Below are 17,312 nucleotides of genomic sequence, written 5' to 3' on the forward strand. Positions count from 1 at the left end.
AAAATTATTAACAAGCAAAGTACGAAAAATTTATAGATTACATTTTATAAATAAAATAATATAAAATAATATTAGAAGGATATGGGCAAACAGATAGGGTTGATTTTTATGAACGCAAAAGAATTAATTGCAAGAGTATCAGATAAAACTAAATTTAACATTCAAGATATTGAAATAGTTTTTAATTGTGTAATTGAAGAAATTAAAAATATTAACCAACTAGGTAAAGTAATTACTATTCCTAATTTTGGTACTTTTAAAATCAAAAAAGTAAAACCCTGTTTACGACGAAATAGTAAAAATAATGGACAACACGTAGTTAGCAAATACAAATATATTAAATTTATACCTTATAAAAAATATAAAAAATATATTCGTTGTAAACCAAAACCAACAATACTAAATAATGTCGACTATTAAAATGTATGACCTAAAATGTGAGGAAAAACAATGAAACAAAGTAGTATTAATAGAATAAAATTAAGACAAAAAGTTAATATAAATTCAATTGAAATGTTTAAAGCATGCTTGCAATATAATTCACAATTTCAACCGAAAGTTAAAATTGAATTAGCAAAATGGCCAATGTATTTTGAATATTGAGAATACCTAGAAAAACATGAAAATATAATTCCTTTTTCAATTAAAACATCAATTGACAATTTAACATTATACGGTAATTTTTTAAAAAGTCCCCTTAAAAATGAAAATAATAATAAAACAATAATTCTATTACACGGAATAACTAATACAAGATTTTGAATATTTAAACAAGCTTTCATTTTTTTACGTGCTGGCTACAATGTTATTTGATATGATGCTCGTAACCATGGTGAAAGTGATGCATCACCAACAACTTTTGGTTTAAAAGAATCACAAGATTTACAAGACATTATTGAATACTGTTGTAAAACATATAAACAAAAAACTACTGCTTTAGGATTATATGGTTTTTCATTAGGTGGCGCAACAGTAGTAATGTGAAGCAATTTATATGCAAAACATAAAATTAATCAAAAAGTAAAATTCATTATTTCTGATTGTACATTTAGTCGCTTAGATCGTACCTATAGTGAAAAACTATACAACTATGCTTTCTTACCTACTAATTTAATGCTGAAATTAAGTCGTAAAAAAGCACAAAAAGCATTTGGTGTTGATGGTTTACAAGAAATACAACCAATTAAATATTTAAAACTAATACCTGATATGCCAATGTTATTTCTTCATGGTCAAAATGATCACTTTATTAACTACACTAATGCTAACGAATTATTTCAAGAAAAAATTCGCTATGAAATACCAAAAAAAAGTTCATTATACACTATCCTTGATGCTAACCACGGTCAAAGTTTTTTAATTGGTGATTTAGACCACACAGTTGTTAATGAATATAATTTAGTAACTGATAAGGGTATTAGTGACACTACTTTAGAATTTGTTCAAAAATGAATCAATACTTAAGATAAACACTATTAATTGATTTTTTTATTAAATATATATTATAATTAATGAGAGTGGAGCGATGATAAAAATGAAAATTAAAGTTATTATTATTGGTGCTGGTGCGACTGGGATGGGAGTTGCGAGTAAATTATTACGTAGTGAAAAAAATAGTGATAAAAACTTTGATATCCATGTTTATCAAGAAAAAAACTATATTTCACTTGGTGCTTGTGGTATTCCTTATTATATTGCTAATGAATTTAAAGATAAAAAACTTTTAAATGACCGTACAAAAAAAGATTTTTCAGAAAAAACTAATAATAAAAATAAAATTAAAATTCATTTAAATCAAAATGTTATTAAAGTCGATACAGCAAAACAAGAAATTCATGTCAAAAAAACAATAGACGATAAAACTAAAGCAAAAGTTGTATCTTATCATGCCTTAGTTATTGCAACAGGAGCCAAACCAAAAATTCCGCCACCTTTTAGTCATGGTATTTTACCACATAATGTTTATAATGTTTTTACTAAAGAAGATGCCATAAATCTAAAAAAAGCAATGAAAAATGCTAAAAAAATAGTTATTATTGGTGGTGGATTTATTGGCATGGAAATGGCAGAAGCGTGCTTAAAACAAAAAAAAGATGTCACAATCGTTGAAATGAAAGATCGATTAATGGCAGACGTTGTTGATAAAGAATTTAGTCAATTAATTTATGATGAACTAACCAAAAAAAATATTAATCATAAAACTAAATCAAAAAACAATGCCACTATTTTACTAAACTATCAAGTTGAAGAACTAATGATGACTCATAATAATGTTAATGATTTGCGTTTAAGAAGTGTAAATGATAAAAAAAACGGAAAAACAATACCTTGTGATTTAGTAATACTAGCAGTTGGTTTTGAACCAAATACGAATTTTTTACAAAATAGCAATATTGAATTAAACAAAAATAAAGCAATTATTATTAATGAATTCTGTCAAATTCCTTCTAAAGAAAATGTTACAAAAAAGTTTTCAAATATGTATAGTGGTGGTGATTGTGCACAAATATATAGTCAATTTGATAAATCATCAATATATGTTCCCTTGGCAACTAATGCTAATAAAATGGCACGTATTATTGCTGATAATATTAAAAACCCAGAACATAAATATCCAGGAACTTTAGGGTCAAGTATTTTACGTGTTGGTAATTTAGAAATAACAAAAACTGGTAGTTTTGATACGATTGATAAAAATAAAATTGGTAGTGTTTATATTAAAGATTATGATCTACCAAGATACTTAAAACAATCTCGTCCTTTATACTTAAAACTATTTTATGATAAAACAAATTTCCAATTACTGGCAGCACAAATGGCAGGTTATAATCATGCCACATTAAGAATTAATGCTCTTGCTACTGCCATTTGAAATAAAATGGACATCCGTGATTTACAAAATTTAGATTTAGTTTATTCACCTCCTTTTGCTCGTACTAGTGATATTATTCATATAGCAAGCAGAAAAGTAACATCGTCATAACCTATAAAAAATAAAAAGAATGAGGTAGCAACTATGACAACTCTTAGTAATGACAATATTAACTTATTAAGAGACTTTGTTGGTATTTCACACTGACAAAGTCTAATCGGGATAATTGTCTTTTTTAGTATTATCCTAGCACTTTCTATTTTTATTAAAAAAACTAAACCTAAATTTCCAATTCGTATTTTTACTGGAATGGGATTAGGACTAATTTTTGGTATTACTATACAAGCTATTACTGGTTTTAATAGTCATAACATTACTTATCCTAACTTACCTGGAACACCAATAAAACCTAATCCTGACTATATACCCTGAGTTGCAGAAATTGTACACTGAATTGAATTATTAAAAACTATTTTTATTATTGGTATTACTATGTTAACTATTCCATTAGTATTTTTAGCTATCGCTAGAATTACTAGTAAAAAAAATAGTAACTCAAAAACAATAACTAAAGTTTCAGGAGTTGGTATTACTATTTTATTAATAAATGTGGCTATCGCTTTTACTATTGCCTTTGGACTAGGAATTGCTTTTAAAATTGGGCAAGGTTTTAATTTAACTGATGGTGGTAATTACGATAAAACTACTGCCAAAACAATTCCCGAAATTATCATTAGTTACGTTCCTAGCAGCTTAATTGGTGTTTTTACTCAAACATTAATTATTCCAATTATTGTACTTGGCGCTTTAATTGGATTTGCAATTAAAAAACTAACTAAGCATAATGAAGAACGAATGGATAAAGCAAGAAACACTTTAGAAACAATGTGAAAAATTATTATTTCAATATTAATGATGTTTATTAAAATTATGCCATTTGCTGTTATGAGTATGCTAGCAACAGCAATTATTAATCAACCAATTGGTGCACTTGCTAATATTGGCATTATTATTGGGGTTGCTTATTTAGCACTACTTATTACTTTCTTATGACATTTATTATCATTATATTTATTTGGTATTAATCCTTATCGTTGATTAGTAAAAGCACAGAAACCAATTATTGCTGGTTTTACAACTCAGTCTTCTAATGCCGCTTTACCAATTGCTATGAATACTTTAAAAGAAGATTTAAAAGTGAAAGAAGAGGGTAGTGATACAGTAATGCCACTTTCAACAACAATAGGTTTAAGTGGCTGTGCTGGAGTACAAGCTGGAATTATTTTATCTTTCTTATGATTTAGTGTTATCCTTCCTGGTAATTTTCCCAACTGAATAATCGCTATTTTATTTATTAATGGTTTAATTGTAACACTAGTTGCTTCATTAGGAATTGCGGGAGTACCAGGAACTGCTGCTGTTGTAACAGCTGGTGTTTTAGGTGGTCTTGGTTTTGGTAGCTATTATGCTGCTGTTTATGGTATTATTGGTGCCTTAGATGGTTTATTTGATATGGGCAGAACTGCAGTTAATATTTCTGGTGGTTTACAAGCTACTGTTATTGCTTCTCGCAATCAAGAATTAATTGAAGATGAAAAACTTTTATTAAAAAAATACCCTTTTAGGGGTTTACACATTTTAACAAAGAAAGTTGGAGCCAAATTGTTAATTAGATCTGAAAAAAATGATAAGATTCAAGCATTAAAAAAAGATACTAAAGTTAAAATTGAAGCATTAAAAAAAGTAAAAAATAGTGAGAATGATATTAAATTTTTAAAAGAGCAGTTAAAAAAAGATATTAAAGCAATTAAGAATGGCAAAGATGTATAATTTCCAACTATTATTACATTAAATATTTTTAGTAATCTATTTCATAAAGATATCACAAAACTAAATATATAATAGAAATTAAATGAGGAAAATAACTAATTTTTTGAGATGGACTAATAAAGATTAATTGATGTGCTAATATATTTCTACCTTCAATAATACCTTTTATTAAAGGACTTTTATCAAATCCTAATGTATAATCATTATCCTTTGATTAAAATCATTTTTTTTCTTTATACATATCTTCTAATTGACTTAGTAAGATATTCATTTTTTTGAATTTTCTTTAAACTATCTGTAACATTTGCAATTGCCTGCTGTTTATTTGATGTTACTGGTTTAGTTTTCTCTGCAAAATAATTTTGCATATAAATATCTGAAATATTTGTTTGTTTAGTTATATCAATAATTATTGAACCTTGATAACTTTTATCATTAAAACTACTAATTATTTTTACATTTTATTTTAGAAATTTTTTGTCATTCTTATTTATTGCCGTGAATAATATTATATAATGGTATTTAAATTAAGTAACACAATTCAATTAAGTAACACAATTCAATTAAGTAACACAATTCACCCCGAGTTTTTATTTTTAAATAATTTTTATTTTTTTGTGATAATATATTAATTGATAATAATATGTAAAATTAATAATAAATCTTGGGAGTTTTATATATGGAAGAAAATTTTTATATTAAAAAAACATTTTATGGTTGTTATGTTAAAAATGTAGTTTTACCTATGGAAGCAATTTTAAGTAATAAACGTAATGGTCAAGGTATTAAAAATTTAGGAATTAATGATAAGAAATTGAGAAATAGTACTATTCGTACTAAAACTAGTCTTATTCATCGTGCTTATCATAATTTTTATGATAGTAAAGTTTTAAGTTTTGTTACTTTAACTTATGCTGATAATATGAAAGATGTTAAATTGGCAAAATATCATATTTCTTTATTTTTTAAGCGTTTGAAAAAGTGATGAAATAATCCTAAACGTGCAAAATATTTAGGTGAATTAAAATACCTTTATGTTTATGAGTATCAAAAACGTGGAGCAGTTCATTTTCATATACTTTTTAATAGAAAAATACATAAAAATATGTTGCCACAATGATGACCATTTGGTATTAATGATGTAAGAGTTGTTCAAAAAGGTACTAATGAAAATGTAGTTAAGTATTTAGCAAAATATGTTGTTAAAGTTCAAAATAATATGAAATCTCAAAATATGTTTGATTTAGGTGTTCGTGCATATGCTTTTTCTCGTAATTGTACTTGACCTAAGGTTATTAAAGGTCAAAAAGTAATGTTGTATCAACGTTTAATTGACGCTTCAATTAAAGCAATAAATTCAATGTTTTTTAAGAAAAAGATTGATACTTTTGGTCGTACTATGCTTTTTGGTGGTAGTTTTGATACTACTATTAAAAATGATAGTTTTACTGATTATAATAATTATATTTCAATTGATAGTGTACGTTGTAGAAATGCGGTTAAGCAGTTTGACCCATGGACATTTAAAAAAGAAAAATTGTTGAATTTTTTAGATAAAGTTTTTGATAAAAGTAAAATTGAAAAAGTATTTTTACAAAAAAGAATTTTACATTAATTTTATAGAAGACACTTGTATATATATATATATATAATGGTTAGTGGATATTAGTAATTACCCAAGATTTTTACTAATATCTATTTTGTCATATTTATTGACAATTTTTTTTATTTTATGTATATTTATAATCAAGGTAGTTTTTGCTATCTTAATCTAGTTACATATTAGTAACTTAAATCTTGGGAGGTTAAGCATTTATGCAGAATTTTTTATGTCAACTATCAGATTGACAAACTGACAAAATTATTAAAGACAATAAAGGTAAGGATAATAATTATACTGTTCTTACATTTTCGCCGTTTTATGAAACGGATAAAGGTATAAAAGTTGCAACTGGTGAGAAATCAAAAGATAAATGAGTTCTTGCTAATAGTGATTTATCAATAAAATTGTCTAAAATGACAATTGAAATTGGTCTTTATTATGATGTTGAAATTTCATGAGAAGGTAAAATTGTTGATATTAATTCTATTGTAGAAAAGAAAAAGTAATGAGATGTAAGTATTGTAGTAAGAGATTATGATTAACTCAATATATGTGATAGATGTATGATGAATAGAGTTGATGAATTTTTAAAGAAACAAGAAGAATTAAATAACAATTTTAAAATTATAGTAAGAAAAAATAATTATGTCAAAAATTAATAATTGTGTTTGTAAACAACATTTTCATTTAGCAATGTATGTATGCAAACTTTGTGACCAAATTATTTGTCCAAAAAGAGTTTTACAAAATTTATATACTGGAAAATATTATTGTCCAAATTGCATATTAGATATTGCTTTGGTTAAACAAAAAGAACAATTACAACAAAAAGAAAATTAAAAACTAAATAGGGAGCATATTTATACTTTTTTGTGTACTTTGCTCCCATGTTATACAAATTAGTATAAATATGCTCCTTATTAATATAAAAGTAAGGAGTTTTATTTATGCCTAATGAGTTAGAACAAACTAGTAATTATACTTTAACTAAAATATTAAGAACTGGATTAAGTCCATTAAGTGCTATGGTAGGAGTTAGTGCTTATTATGGTCAATATTTAAAAAACCCAATTTTGGGAAGTATTAATTCTTTGTTATTTAGTAAAAAGTTAGGAATTGATATATGGAATATTAATCAAAGACCAACTACTAGAAATAAAGTTATTAATAGTTATAAAAAGATATTTTTAGGTTTAGGAACAATTGGTTTAATTAATTATGCTAAGTTTGTTCAGTATGTAAATAAGTCTGTGTCTTTATTAAGAGATGAACCTTGTTTTTGACCACCTTGTCCAACTGAACCACCTAAATCAACGTATCCACCATTTACAACTGTTAAACCGATAGTTGATAATCCTTTTGTAGATTGAGATACTTATATATCTTTAAATAGTTTTGGTATAGCGAATGTTATTAGTGGTTTAACTGAGTTAATACCTAATAGATTTGAAACTATACGTAAAATAGCAAATATGGGTACTGGTGGTTGTTTGATTAGTAGTGGTGTTGCTATGGGTATTAATAATAATTTTAATAATTATTTTGCTATTCCTACGATTATTGCCGGTGCAAGTGAGATTATTAATACTTTATTGTTACCTTTGGGAAGTACATATAATAATACAGAATTACAAGAAGTTTTTACAGATGAAAGAGCAAGATTAATTAATGCTAGTGTTAGTGATTATCAAAGTACAAATGATAGTATGGTTGATGTTGATTTAAATGATGATAGTATGTCTGAGATTAATTTAGATAGGGCAAGTTTAAATTGGGATTATTCTTATGCTTATACATTAGGTGGTGTTTAAAATGGAAAATAAAGAAATTAAAAAAAAGTGGTATGACACTTCTAAGTTTCATGTTTTTTGTTTTATTTTTGGTTTTTTTTCTATGGTTTGAACTGTTTTTGAAATACATAATATTGTAAATGGCAATTTTGATTTTTTTATTGGTTTAGATTTAGGCATTAATATTTTACTTTTTGTTTTAGTAATTTTTTATGAGTTATTTAGTTTAATTGATTTTTTAAAAAAAAGAAAAAAAGGAAGTGATAAATAATGGATTTTAAAGAAATTATAAAATATGCCTTATATATTGGTGGTTTTTGTTTAATTCTTTGATTTTGTAGAAATTGAATACGTGAAGGTATAGAAAAATATAAACATAGAAAACATGTAAAGGAGAATGATAGTGAGCCTGATTGTATTTTTTGTCGTAAAGATTTTGAAAAAAAGAAACGTAAATTAGAAATGGAAAAACAACAAAAAGATTTAGAGAAAGGGGGTGATTAATATGCCCGCTGGACTATCAGCATTATTAACCATGATAGGTGGTGTTGGACAACAATTATTAAATGCTTTTACTTATATTTTTGGTTGAGTATTTACAACTGGCGATGGTGGAACACTTACAAATTGACCAGTGTTAATTTCAATTGTATTTATGGTTCTTGTATTTATTAAGCAGTTTGTTGGTCATATTATCCATGGAACTCATTAGTAATTAGAAAGGAAGTAAGCAAATGGTAAAGTTATTTTTTAGTTTGGTTTTTGTTTTACCTTTATTGGGTAGACTTTTACCAGTTGTTAATACTTTGGTACAAACTATTTATATGCAGTATTTAAGTTCTTTTGCTGGGTTACATACTGTGACACTTTTTATTAAGTCGTTCTTTTATGATAGTTTATACACTTTACCTTTGCCTATTCTTGCTTTAATAAATGTTAGTTTTGTATTTTATTTAATTTTAGGATTATTTAGATTTACAAGACATTAGGATGTGAAATTATGTTTATACCTTTTATTACAACTGTTATGCAATTATTTGCTTCAATTTTTATGAAGTTTTTTAGTTTTCCACTTGGTGATTTAGGTTTTAATTTGGGTACGTTAATGATATTTTTAATTTTGCTTAGATTTGCATTTAGGGTTATTTTACCTGAGTTGATGTTACCAACATTAGCATTAGGACGTAATGTTAAAACTATTGGTCGTTTTGCTAGTAATGTAAATAATGTTGTTGGTACAAGTATTGCCAAACATCATTTAAGAAAATTGGAACAAAAAGAAGTTAAAGGGTGGTTGGCCCTTAATTACTGGACCATTTTTGATATAAAATTCTAAATTTTAATTTGTAAAATTGGTGGTTTTAGAAATTTAGAATGTATTCTTTCATAATTATAAAACATAACATATTGATTTACATCATTTATAGCTTCATTGATGGATAAATATTGATTTGATCCTTTAGGTAGTCATTCTTGAGATAAATGAGAAAATCAGTTTTCAGATAATACATTACCACCAATATCATAAGGTTGTTTTTTGCTTAAAATTATTTGTTTATCCTCTGCTCATTTTGTGATATCCTGACAATAAAATTCGTTGGCGTTATCTGAATGTAAAATAACATTTTTTACTTGATTTCAAGAAAATTGTTTGTTGATTTTTTCAAGAGCAGGAAGAATTAAATCCTGATATGATTTATTAGGAGCAATATTATAACTAACAACATTATTTGAATAAAAATCAATAATTACAAAAAGATATAATCATCCTTCTTTAGTATTTATTTGTTTAGTGTCCATTGATCAAATTTGATTTGAAGAGGTTGTACTTTTATAATCTTTGTTTACTTTATCCATTGTAGGTATTCACTTATTTGGATTTTTTTTGTTTTTAGGATAGTTATTTTTAGTTTGTTTTAATCCTTGAATATTGTGTTCTTTCATAATTTTTCGCATTTGTTTTATTGATAATTCTATATTTAAAATGATATTTTTTTCTTGTTTTAATCACTCTTTAAAAGCTGAAAAAATTCTTAAATATCCATAAATTCTGCCTTTTCTTGTAGAATGAAATTCGATTAAAAGTTGGCATATTTTTTGATATTTATGATTGCATTTAATAATATGATTTTCTTCTTTTTTAATAGGTTTTTGTTTATTTTTTAAAAAGTAATATGTTGATCTGTTTAATTGAAGATATTGACATAGGTTTCTAATTGAATATTGATTTTTACAATCATCAATAATTTTAATTTTTTCTTTGATATTTAATTTGTTAATTACTAATGCTATTTGTTTAATTTTATCCATTAATAAAAATCCTTTCAGGTTAAAATTAGTGTTAATTATATAACACAATTGTTTTTAGAATACATTCAGGTTTTTTAAATTAATGGTCTAGTAAAAAGGGCTAAGTGGCAGTGGCAAGAAAGAATGGAACGACGTGCTAATTACGTAAGACTTAAATATGGTGAATAGTTATGTCTAGTTTTGTTGTTAGTATATTGCATTTTATTTTTATATTTTCTAGTAATGATATTGGTATATTTTTAAATCAAACTAATATTACTGATGAAGTTTATATTTTGTTTAATTTGACTTTTTGATTGGTATTAGGTGTATTTTTTAATTTTATTTATCGTAGTATTAAATTTGTTTTTAGGTCATTGTTTGGGTAGGTGTTAAGTATGAGTGTTTGAGATATTTACAATAAAATACATCAATGTATAGTTGATTATTGAACTATGTTTATAGGTAATCCAGTTGATGATTTTACTACTATTTTATGAAATTTAGTAGTTTATGGAACTCAGTTTTTTATTGGATTTGTTTTGTTTTATGGTTCATGGTGAATTTTAAAATGTTTATTTGGTAAATAATTATGTGATTTAAGTTTGCTAAATTATTTTTTGTTGTAAATACTTCTGTTCAAGCACCGACTAGTTTAATTGCTTCAAATGACCCTAATGTTGTTAATTATGATATTACAAAAGAAATGGTTAAACATGTTAAATATCATGATTTTGATGATTGAGCAACAATTCCATGAAATTCTGCTTATTTTGATGTTGACCAACCGGATTTAAAATTAGTAAGTGGTGAATTTATAGGAAATAATGAAGGTTTATATACATGTTATTATTATAGTGATACAGTTGGTGTCCCATCACAAATGATAGATATGGGAACTGGTGTTTATACTTTTAATAGAAAACAATTAGATGAATTTTCACGTATTATGTTTAATCATAATTATGTTGCAAAGAATAATACTAATAATTTAAATTTTGTTAATACTGGTAAAAGAATTATAAATTTTCAAACACAGTTAAATTTTGAAATTGATAAACCTTTAAGTTTTTATATTCAAGGTTTTATGTTTTATTTTGAATATGAATATTTTAAAACTTTTACTGCTAATTTTGTTTTTAGTTTTTTAGATAATGTTGGTGATACAAAATATGTTTTTAAAGGTAAAGTTGATAATGATATTTATCAGCAAGATTTATATAATTTTGTTACTATGCCTATTCGTGTTCCAAATTTAAGACATTTAACAGTATTTTTTGATGTTCATGGTGAATCAACTAGACCAACTTTTTCACCACAATTAAATTTTGGTCAAATTAATATTTTTTCAAGCGAGAAAGTTACGCCAGTACCACCAAATAGTCCTTTTAACCCTGAGTATGAGCGAGTTAGTTGATATGATGTTTTTGGTCATTTACGTAATGCTTTTAGATGAGTACTTTATGGAGTTGTTGGTAAAGTTTTACCGGTGGAACCATTAAGAGAATTTTTTACTAAACTTGATGGATTATTGAGACGTATTTTTGATGATACTATTAGTTCTGTTTTAAATGTTGATTTTACTAGTGGTTTAGAACAAGTTTTAACTTTATGAGTATTTTTAAAAGCAGTAGGATTTTTAGTTGGTTAGGAGTTGAAATAATGCCTTGATATGGTTATTTACTTTTAGGAGTTATATTATTAATAATATTTTATCCATTTTTAATAACTAGAAAAAATATAAAGATATTACAACGTGTAGGTAGTTATATTATTTCAGCACCACCACGTACTGGTAAATCTGCTCTTGCTTGTTGTTTAGCACAAAAACATAAGGGTAGGGTAGTAGTAGTAAGTCCTATTCCTATTAAAGTTCGTAATGAGTATAGTTATCGTTGTTCTTATGATGATGTTTTTAAATTTAATCAATTAAATAGTAATTATGCTTTTAAAGAGTGTGATATGGTTATTTTAGATGAGTTAGGTTTGAAAATTAATAGTAATGATTTGTCGTCCGAATTTAAAGAAACACAAGAAAGTTTAGGAATGTTTTGTAAATTAATAGGTCATAATTTTAATGGAATTATGTATATGATTGAACAACACCCCGATAGAATACCAAAACAAGCACGTGAAAAAGTGGAATATATTGTGCAAGTTAAAAGAATGCGTATTTTGTTATTTTTAGTTAAGTTTAAACTAAATATTTATACTAATGTTGATGATTATAATAAAGTTGTATTGTCTAAAAGACAAACAAAGCGAATAATTAAACGTGGTGGATTACCACCTAGTTATAGTGGTGAAACTATGACTTTTAGTTTATGATTTCCTAGGTCTTATTTACAAAGATATAATAGTCGTGCTTTAAATTATATTCATTCTTTAAAGAGTGAATTAAGTACTGTTAAAGACTATGAACAATCACAAGCATTAGATTTTACTGTTGATGATATTAGAGCAGTAGGATTAGATAAGTTGGATAATATATTACAGACTGAAAAGAAAGAAACTGAAAATACTGTATGCCGTACTTGTTATTATAGAAATAAATATTCTAAGAAAAATAAGAAAGATGTTAAAATAGAGTAAACCTATATTATTGGTCGAAGCCAACCAGAACCTTGGTTGGTTGGCCGTGGCGTTTACGCCACTGGGGTGAGTTGCGAAGCAACTAGGGGCAAAGCCCCTATATACTTGAGTTCTATTTTATATAATTTATATGAAAGTAAATGAATTTAAAGGAGAAAAATAAAATGAAAAATTTATTAAAATTATTATCAATTTTAGCAATATCAACACCAATACCATTAACTTGATTATTTAAATTTTCAAATTTTCTTTCTAATTTTTGTTTTTGATATCTTTTTCTTTCAACTTTTAAATCATTTTTCTTAATTAATTTATTTTCTTTTCTCTTAAAAACTCAGTTTGTTATTTTATTTTTTAAATTATTTCATGGAATACTAACATAACCTATAACAATACCAATTAAAATAGATAATGGTTTAATTGCAACAATTCCTAAAACTATAATACTGGGAACTAATCCTAAAAGTATACTAAATGTAATACATCCAGTTAATGCCATAAATTTTAAAATTCATATTTTCACTTTAAACACCACCTAGTGTATAAGCATAAGAATAATCCCAATTTAAACTTGCTCTATCTAAATTAATCTCTGACATACTATCATCATTTAAATCAATATCAACCATACCGTCATCTGTACTTTGATAATCATTAACACTAGCATTAATTAATCTTGCTCTTTCATCAGTAAATACTTCTTGTAATTCAGTATTATTATGTGTACTTCCCAAAGGTAATAATAGAGTATTTATAATCTCACTTGCTCCGGCAATAATCGTAGGAATAGCAAAATAATTATTAAAATCATTATTAATACCCATAGCAACACCACTACTAATCAAGCAACCACCAGTACCCATATTTGCTATCTTTCTTATATTTTGAAATCTATTAGGTATTAATTCAGTTAATCCACTAATAACATTCGCTATACCAAAACTATTTAAAGATATATAAGTGTCTCAATCTACAAAAGGCTTATCAATTACGGGCTTAGGTGTGGGTATTGGAGTAGGAATTGGTAGTTCAGTTGGACATGGTGGTCAAAAACAAGGTTCATCGGTGGTTGGTGGTTGGCCCTTAATTACTGGACCATTTTTGATATAAAATTCTAAATTTTAATTTGTAAAATTGGTGGTTTTAGAAATTTAGAATGTATTCTTTCATAATTATAAAACATAACATATTGATTTACATCATTTATAGCTTCATTGATGGATAAATATTGATTTGATCCTTTAGGTAGTCATTCTTGAGATAAATGAGAAAATCAGTTTTCAGATAATACATTACCACCAATATCATAAGGTTGTTTTTTGCTTAAAATTATTTGTTTATCCTCTGCTTATTTTGTGATATCCTGACAATAAAATTCGTTGGCGTTATCTGAATGTAAAATAACATTTTTTACTTGATTTCAATAAAATTGTTTGTTGATTTTTTCAAGAGCAGGAAGAATTAAATCCTGATATGATTTATTAGGAGCAATATTATAACTAACAACATTATTTGAATAAAAATCAATAATTACAAAAAGATATAATCATCCTTCTTTAGTATTTATTTGTTTAGTGTCCATTGATCAAATTTGATTTGAAGAGGTTGTACTTTTATAATCTTTGTTTACTTTATCCATTGTAGGTATTCACTTATTTGGATTTTTTTTGTTTTTAGGATAGTTATTTTTAGTTTGTTTTAATCCTTGAATATTGTGTTCTTTCATAATTTTTCGCATTTGTTTTATTGATAATTCTATATTTAAAATGATATTTTTTTCTTGTTTTAATCACTCTTTAAAAGCTGAAAAAATTCTTAAATATCCATAAATTCTGCCTTTTCTTGTAGAATGAAATTCGATTAAAAGTTGGCATATTTTTTGATATTTATGATTGCATTTAATAATATGATTTTCTTCTTTTTTAATAGGTTTTTGTTTATTTTTTAAAAAGTAATATGTTGATCTGTTTAATTGAAGATATTGACATAGGTTTCTAATTGAATATTGATTTTTACAATCATCAATAATTTTAATTTTTTCTTTGATATTTAATTTGTTAATTACTAATGCTATTTGTTTAATTTTATCCATTAATAAAAATCCTTTCAGGTTAAAATTAGTGTTAATTATATAACACAATTGTTTTTAGAATACATTCAGGTTTTTTAAATTAATGGTCTAGTAAAAAGGGCTAAGTGGCTAAGTGGCAAGTGGCAAGTGGCATCTCTTAATAAAGAAACTGACTTATCTACATACTGAACAAATTTAGAATAATTTATTAAACCAATTGTTCCTAAACCTAAAAATATCTTTTTATAACTATTAATAACTTTATTTTTAGTAGTTGGTCTTTGATTAATATTCCATATATCAATTCCTAACTTTTTACTAAATAACAAAGAATTAATAGAACCTAATATTGGGTCTTTTAAATATTGACCATAATAAGCACTAACTCCTACCATAGCACTTAATGGACTTAATCCAGTTCTTAATATTTTAGTTAAAGTATAATTACTAGTTTGTTCTAAAATATCTCTTACTGTTTTAACTTTAAAAAGAATAGGATTTACTTTCTTAAAACTACTAGAACTTGTTGTTTTTATAAAATCAATTATTTCAAAATCAAATTTATCAATAAAATTTAATGAATTACCTAAATCTCAAATTCTTAAATTTATTTTTTCTATTTCTTTATTTAAGATAATAGATAAAGAACTAATCAAATTTGAAACTAAATAAAAATTTTTCATATTTAATTCAAATTTTTTATTAATATTAAGACGAAATTGATTAACATTGGCCTTTAACATTAAAATTTTTTTATTTTTTTCTTGTTGTTCAATATCTAATTTATTTATTCATTCAATTATTTTAATAACATCAATCCCTGTAATTATTTTAATATAATCTTTTTTTCAAAATTTATTATAAAATTCATAACCTAAATCATAATCACTAAAATAAATTATTCATATTTTATTATTTTTATTAGTTTTTTCATTTAATATAACTTTTCTATTTAATATTTATTTTCCAGGGTATAAATTTGTATCATAACCATAATTTTTATTATAATTAAATGTCTTTGAGTTAATAAATGGAAATTTTTTAATTCATCAATAACCATTAATTTTATCTTCATATGCAATATCAATAAAATTTCTTATTTTTTCTAACCAATTTATATTTACATTTCTTTTATTAAGTTTAGTTCCATTACTAAATCTTAAAATTGTTTTATCAATATTTATTTTTTTCATAAAATTACCTCTTTAAAATCAATATTCCAACACAATTATAAAATAAAAATTCATTAATGTAAAATTCTTTTACCAAAATTAATTTTTAAATAATTTCTTAATCGTAAACTTTCTAAACTTACATATGGTTCATAATCTTTAAAATTATCACCAAAAACAGTAGTATCAAAACTACCACCAAAAAGTATAGTAAGACCCAAATTATCAATTTTCTTTTTAAAAAATTGTGTATGTAAAGCATTAACAGAAGCATCAATTAAACGTTGATATAACATTATTTTTTGACCTTTAATCACTTTTGGATTAGAACAATTACGAGAAAAAGCATAAGCACGCACACCTAAATCATATTGATTTTGAGATTTTATATCATTTTGTACTTTTACAACATATTTGCTTAAATATTTAACTATATTTTCATTAGTACCTTTTTGAACAACTCTTACATCATTAAAACCAAATGGTCATCATTGTGGTAACATACTTTTATGTATTTTTCTATTAAATAATATATGAAAATGAATAGCTCCACGTTTTTGATATTCATAAACATACATATATTTTAATTCACCTAAATATTTAGAACGCTTAGGGTCATCTCATCAACGCTTTAAACGTTTAAAGAATATAGCAATATCATGTTTTGCTTTATTAATATCTTGCATATTATTAGCATAAGTTAAAGTAACAAAACTTAAAACTTTTGAATTATAAAAATTATGATACGCTTTATGTATTAATTTTGTTTTAGTACGAATTGTACTGTTACGTAACTTTTTATCATTAATACCTAGATTTTTAATACCAACTTCATTACGTTTATTATTTAATATAGCACTCATAGGTAAAATTATATTTTTTACATAAGCACCATAATAAACTTTTTTAATATAAAAATTTTCTTGCATATATAAAACTCCAACCATTTTTAATAATTTTATATACATTAATTAACAAGTTATAGGGGCGTTGCCCCTTGGGTGCTACGCACCCACACCCCACTCACTTTAAAAAAGTGAGACAAAGGGCGTAAACGCCCCAACCAACCAAACCAAAGGTTCTTGGTTGGTTC

25 protein-coding genes are annotated in these 17,312 nt (G+C 25.0%); 17 read left to right on the plus strand and 8 right to left on the minus strand.

What is annotated here, in order from left to right:
• Positions 1–108: 108 nt before the first annotated feature.
• The 4 genes from AAHM89_RS00840 (at position 109) to AAHM89_RS00855 (ending at position 4,702) form a co-directional block, all read left to right on the plus strand.
• Positions 109–420, plus strand: coding sequence for an HU family DNA-binding protein (locus AAHM89_RS00840; protein WP_174480240.1), 312 nt, complete (start codon positions 109–111; stop codon positions 418–420).
• A 30-nt stretch (positions 421–450) separates the two neighbouring features.
• Complete coding sequence (locus AAHM89_RS00845; protein ID WP_342266659.1) at positions 451–1,464, plus strand: alpha/beta hydrolase; 1,014 nt, start codon at positions 451–453, stop codon at positions 1,462–1,464.
• A 70-nt stretch (positions 1,465–1,534) separates the two neighbouring features.
• Positions 1,535–2,983 carry an FAD-dependent oxidoreductase gene (locus AAHM89_RS00850; protein WP_342266660.1) on the plus strand — a complete coding sequence of 483 codons (1,449 nt, stop codon included), beginning with the start codon at positions 1,535–1,537 and terminating at the stop codon, positions 2,981–2,983.
• A gap of 33 nt (positions 2,984–3,016) precedes the next feature.
• On the plus strand, positions 3,017–4,702 hold the full coding sequence (locus tag AAHM89_RS00855) for a dicarboxylate/amino acid:cation symporter (RefSeq protein WP_342266661.1): 1,686 nt from the start codon (positions 3,017–3,019) through the stop codon (positions 4,700–4,702).
• 233 nt (positions 4,703–4,935) lie between these two features.
• Here AAHM89_RS00855 and AAHM89_RS00860 read toward each other — a convergent pair whose 3' ends face one another.
• Positions 4,936–5,070, minus strand: coding sequence for a hypothetical protein (locus AAHM89_RS00860; RefSeq protein WP_338958697.1), 135 nt, complete (start codon positions 5,068–5,070; stop codon positions 4,936–4,938).
• 311 nt (positions 5,071–5,381) lie between these two features.
• Between AAHM89_RS00860 and AAHM89_RS00865 the strand changes: the two genes are divergently transcribed.
• From AAHM89_RS00865 to AAHM89_RS00905, 9 genes are all read left to right on the plus strand, one after another.
• Positions 5,382–6,317: a rolling circle replication-associated protein gene (locus AAHM89_RS00865; protein WP_342266662.1), complete on the plus strand. Its 936-nt coding sequence runs from the start codon at positions 5,382–5,384 to the stop codon at positions 6,315–6,317.
• 200 nt (positions 6,318–6,517) lie between these two features.
• Positions 6,518–6,811, plus strand: coding sequence for a hypothetical protein (locus AAHM89_RS00870; RefSeq protein WP_342266645.1), 294 nt, complete (start codon positions 6,518–6,520; stop codon positions 6,809–6,811).
• 139 nt (positions 6,812–6,950) lie between these two features.
• The gene (locus AAHM89_RS00875) at positions 6,951–7,145 is read left to right on the plus strand and encodes a hypothetical protein (RefSeq protein ID WP_342266643.1); all 195 of its coding nucleotides are present in this window, start codon (positions 6,951–6,953) and stop codon (positions 7,143–7,145) included.
• Positions 7,146–7,252: 107 nt separating this feature from the next.
• Positions 7,253–8,116: a hypothetical protein gene (locus AAHM89_RS00880; RefSeq protein ID WP_342266663.1), complete on the plus strand. Its 864-nt coding sequence runs from the start codon at positions 7,253–7,255 to the stop codon at positions 8,114–8,116.
• Between the two features lies 1 nt (position 8,117).
• On the plus strand, positions 8,118–8,366 hold the full coding sequence (locus AAHM89_RS00885) for a hypothetical protein (RefSeq protein WP_342266664.1): 249 nt from the start codon (positions 8,118–8,120) through the stop codon (positions 8,364–8,366).
• Complete coding sequence (locus AAHM89_RS00890) at positions 8,366–8,599, plus strand: hypothetical protein (RefSeq protein WP_342266641.1); 234 nt, start codon at positions 8,366–8,368, stop codon at positions 8,597–8,599. Before AAHM89_RS00885 ends, AAHM89_RS00890 begins: the two co-directional genes overlap by 1 nt.
• Before the next feature lies 1 nt (position 8,600).
• The gene (locus AAHM89_RS00895) at positions 8,601–8,807 is read left to right on the plus strand and encodes a hypothetical protein (protein WP_174480862.1); all 207 of its coding nucleotides are present in this window, start codon (positions 8,601–8,603) and stop codon (positions 8,805–8,807) included.
• Between the two features lie 22 nt (positions 8,808–8,829).
• Positions 8,830–9,084 (plus strand): hypothetical protein, encoded by a 255-nt coding sequence (locus AAHM89_RS00900; protein WP_174480864.1) that lies wholly within the window; start codon positions 8,830–8,832, stop codon positions 9,082–9,084.
• Positions 9,085–9,095: 11 nt separating this feature from the next.
• Positions 9,096–9,431, plus strand: a complete 336-nt coding sequence (locus AAHM89_RS00905; protein WP_342266665.1) for a hypothetical protein — start codon at positions 9,096–9,098, stop codon at positions 9,429–9,431.
• Here the strand turns inward: AAHM89_RS00905 and AAHM89_RS00910 are convergent.
• Complete coding sequence (locus AAHM89_RS00910) at positions 9,428–10,405, minus strand: IS3 family transposase (protein WP_342265776.1); 978 nt, start codon at positions 10,403–10,405, stop codon at positions 9,428–9,430. The genes AAHM89_RS00905 and AAHM89_RS00910 overlap by 4 nt on opposite strands.
• Before the next feature lie 377 nt (positions 10,406–10,782).
• Here AAHM89_RS00910 and AAHM89_RS00915 point away from each other — a divergent pair, with 377 nt between their 5' ends.
• The 3 genes from AAHM89_RS00915 to AAHM89_RS00925 are packed head-to-tail and all read left to right on the plus strand — an operon-like array spanning position 10,783 to position 12,976.
• The gene (locus tag AAHM89_RS00915) at positions 10,783–10,974 is read left to right on the plus strand and encodes a hypothetical protein (protein ID WP_342217917.1); all 192 of its coding nucleotides are present in this window, start codon (positions 10,783–10,785) and stop codon (positions 10,972–10,974) included.
• 2 nt (positions 10,975–10,976) lie between these two features.
• Complete coding sequence (locus AAHM89_RS00920) at positions 10,977–12,035, plus strand: hypothetical protein (RefSeq protein ID WP_281748366.1); 1,059 nt, start codon at positions 10,977–10,979, stop codon at positions 12,033–12,035.
• An 11-nt stretch (positions 12,036–12,046) separates the two neighbouring features.
• A complete protein-coding gene (locus AAHM89_RS00925) occupies positions 12,047–12,976 on the plus strand; it encodes a hypothetical protein (RefSeq protein WP_342266666.1) in 930 nt (309 codons plus the stop codon).
• Between the two features lie 112 nt (positions 12,977–13,088).
• On the opposite strand, the gene AAHM89_RS00930 is transcribed toward AAHM89_RS00925, so the two are convergent.
• Together AAHM89_RS00930 and AAHM89_RS00935 are read right to left on the minus strand one after the other, a co-directional pair.
• On the minus strand, positions 13,089–13,499 hold the full coding sequence (locus AAHM89_RS00930) for a hypothetical protein (protein WP_342266667.1): 411 nt from the start codon (positions 13,497–13,499) through the stop codon (positions 13,089–13,091).
• Between the two features lies 1 nt (position 13,500).
• Positions 13,501–13,839 carry a hypothetical protein gene (locus AAHM89_RS00935; RefSeq protein ID WP_342266668.1) on the minus strand — a complete coding sequence of 113 codons (339 nt, stop codon included), beginning with the start codon at positions 13,837–13,839 and terminating at the stop codon, positions 13,501–13,503.
• A 97-nt stretch (positions 13,840–13,936) separates the two neighbouring features.
• On the opposite strand from AAHM89_RS00935, the gene AAHM89_RS00940 reads away from it, so the two are divergent.
• On the plus strand, positions 13,937–14,086 hold the full coding sequence (locus AAHM89_RS00940) for a hypothetical protein (RefSeq protein ID WP_342266669.1): 150 nt from the start codon (positions 13,937–13,939) through the stop codon (positions 14,084–14,086).
• A gap of 238 nt (positions 14,087–14,324) precedes the next feature.
• Here the strand turns inward: AAHM89_RS00940 and AAHM89_RS00945 are convergent, their stop codons facing one another.
• From AAHM89_RS00945 to AAHM89_RS00960, 4 genes are all read right to left on the minus strand, one after another.
• Complete coding sequence (locus AAHM89_RS00945; RefSeq protein ID WP_342266670.1) at positions 14,325–15,068, minus strand: DDE-type integrase/transposase/recombinase; 744 nt, start codon at positions 15,066–15,068, stop codon at positions 14,325–14,327.
• Positions 15,069–15,142: 74 nt separating this feature from the next.
• Positions 15,143–15,730, minus strand: a complete 588-nt coding sequence (locus tag AAHM89_RS00950; RefSeq protein WP_342266671.1) for a hypothetical protein — start codon at positions 15,728–15,730, stop codon at positions 15,143–15,145.
• A 276-nt stretch (positions 15,731–16,006) separates the two neighbouring features.
• Positions 16,007–16,240, minus strand: a complete 234-nt coding sequence (locus tag AAHM89_RS00955) for a hypothetical protein (RefSeq protein ID WP_342266672.1) — start codon at positions 16,238–16,240, stop codon at positions 16,007–16,009.
• 53 nt (positions 16,241–16,293) lie between these two features.
• Positions 16,294–17,148: a rolling circle replication-associated protein gene (locus AAHM89_RS00960; RefSeq protein WP_342266673.1), complete on the minus strand. Its 855-nt coding sequence runs from the start codon at positions 17,146–17,148 to the stop codon at positions 16,294–16,296.
• Between the last annotated feature and the right edge of the window lie 164 nt (positions 17,149–17,312).

It is taken from the genome of Spiroplasma endosymbiont of Villa modesta, from assembly GCF_964030925.1.
Taxonomy (GTDB): domain Bacteria; phylum Bacillota_I; class Bacilli_A; order Mycoplasmatales; family VBWQ01; genus Spiroplasma_E.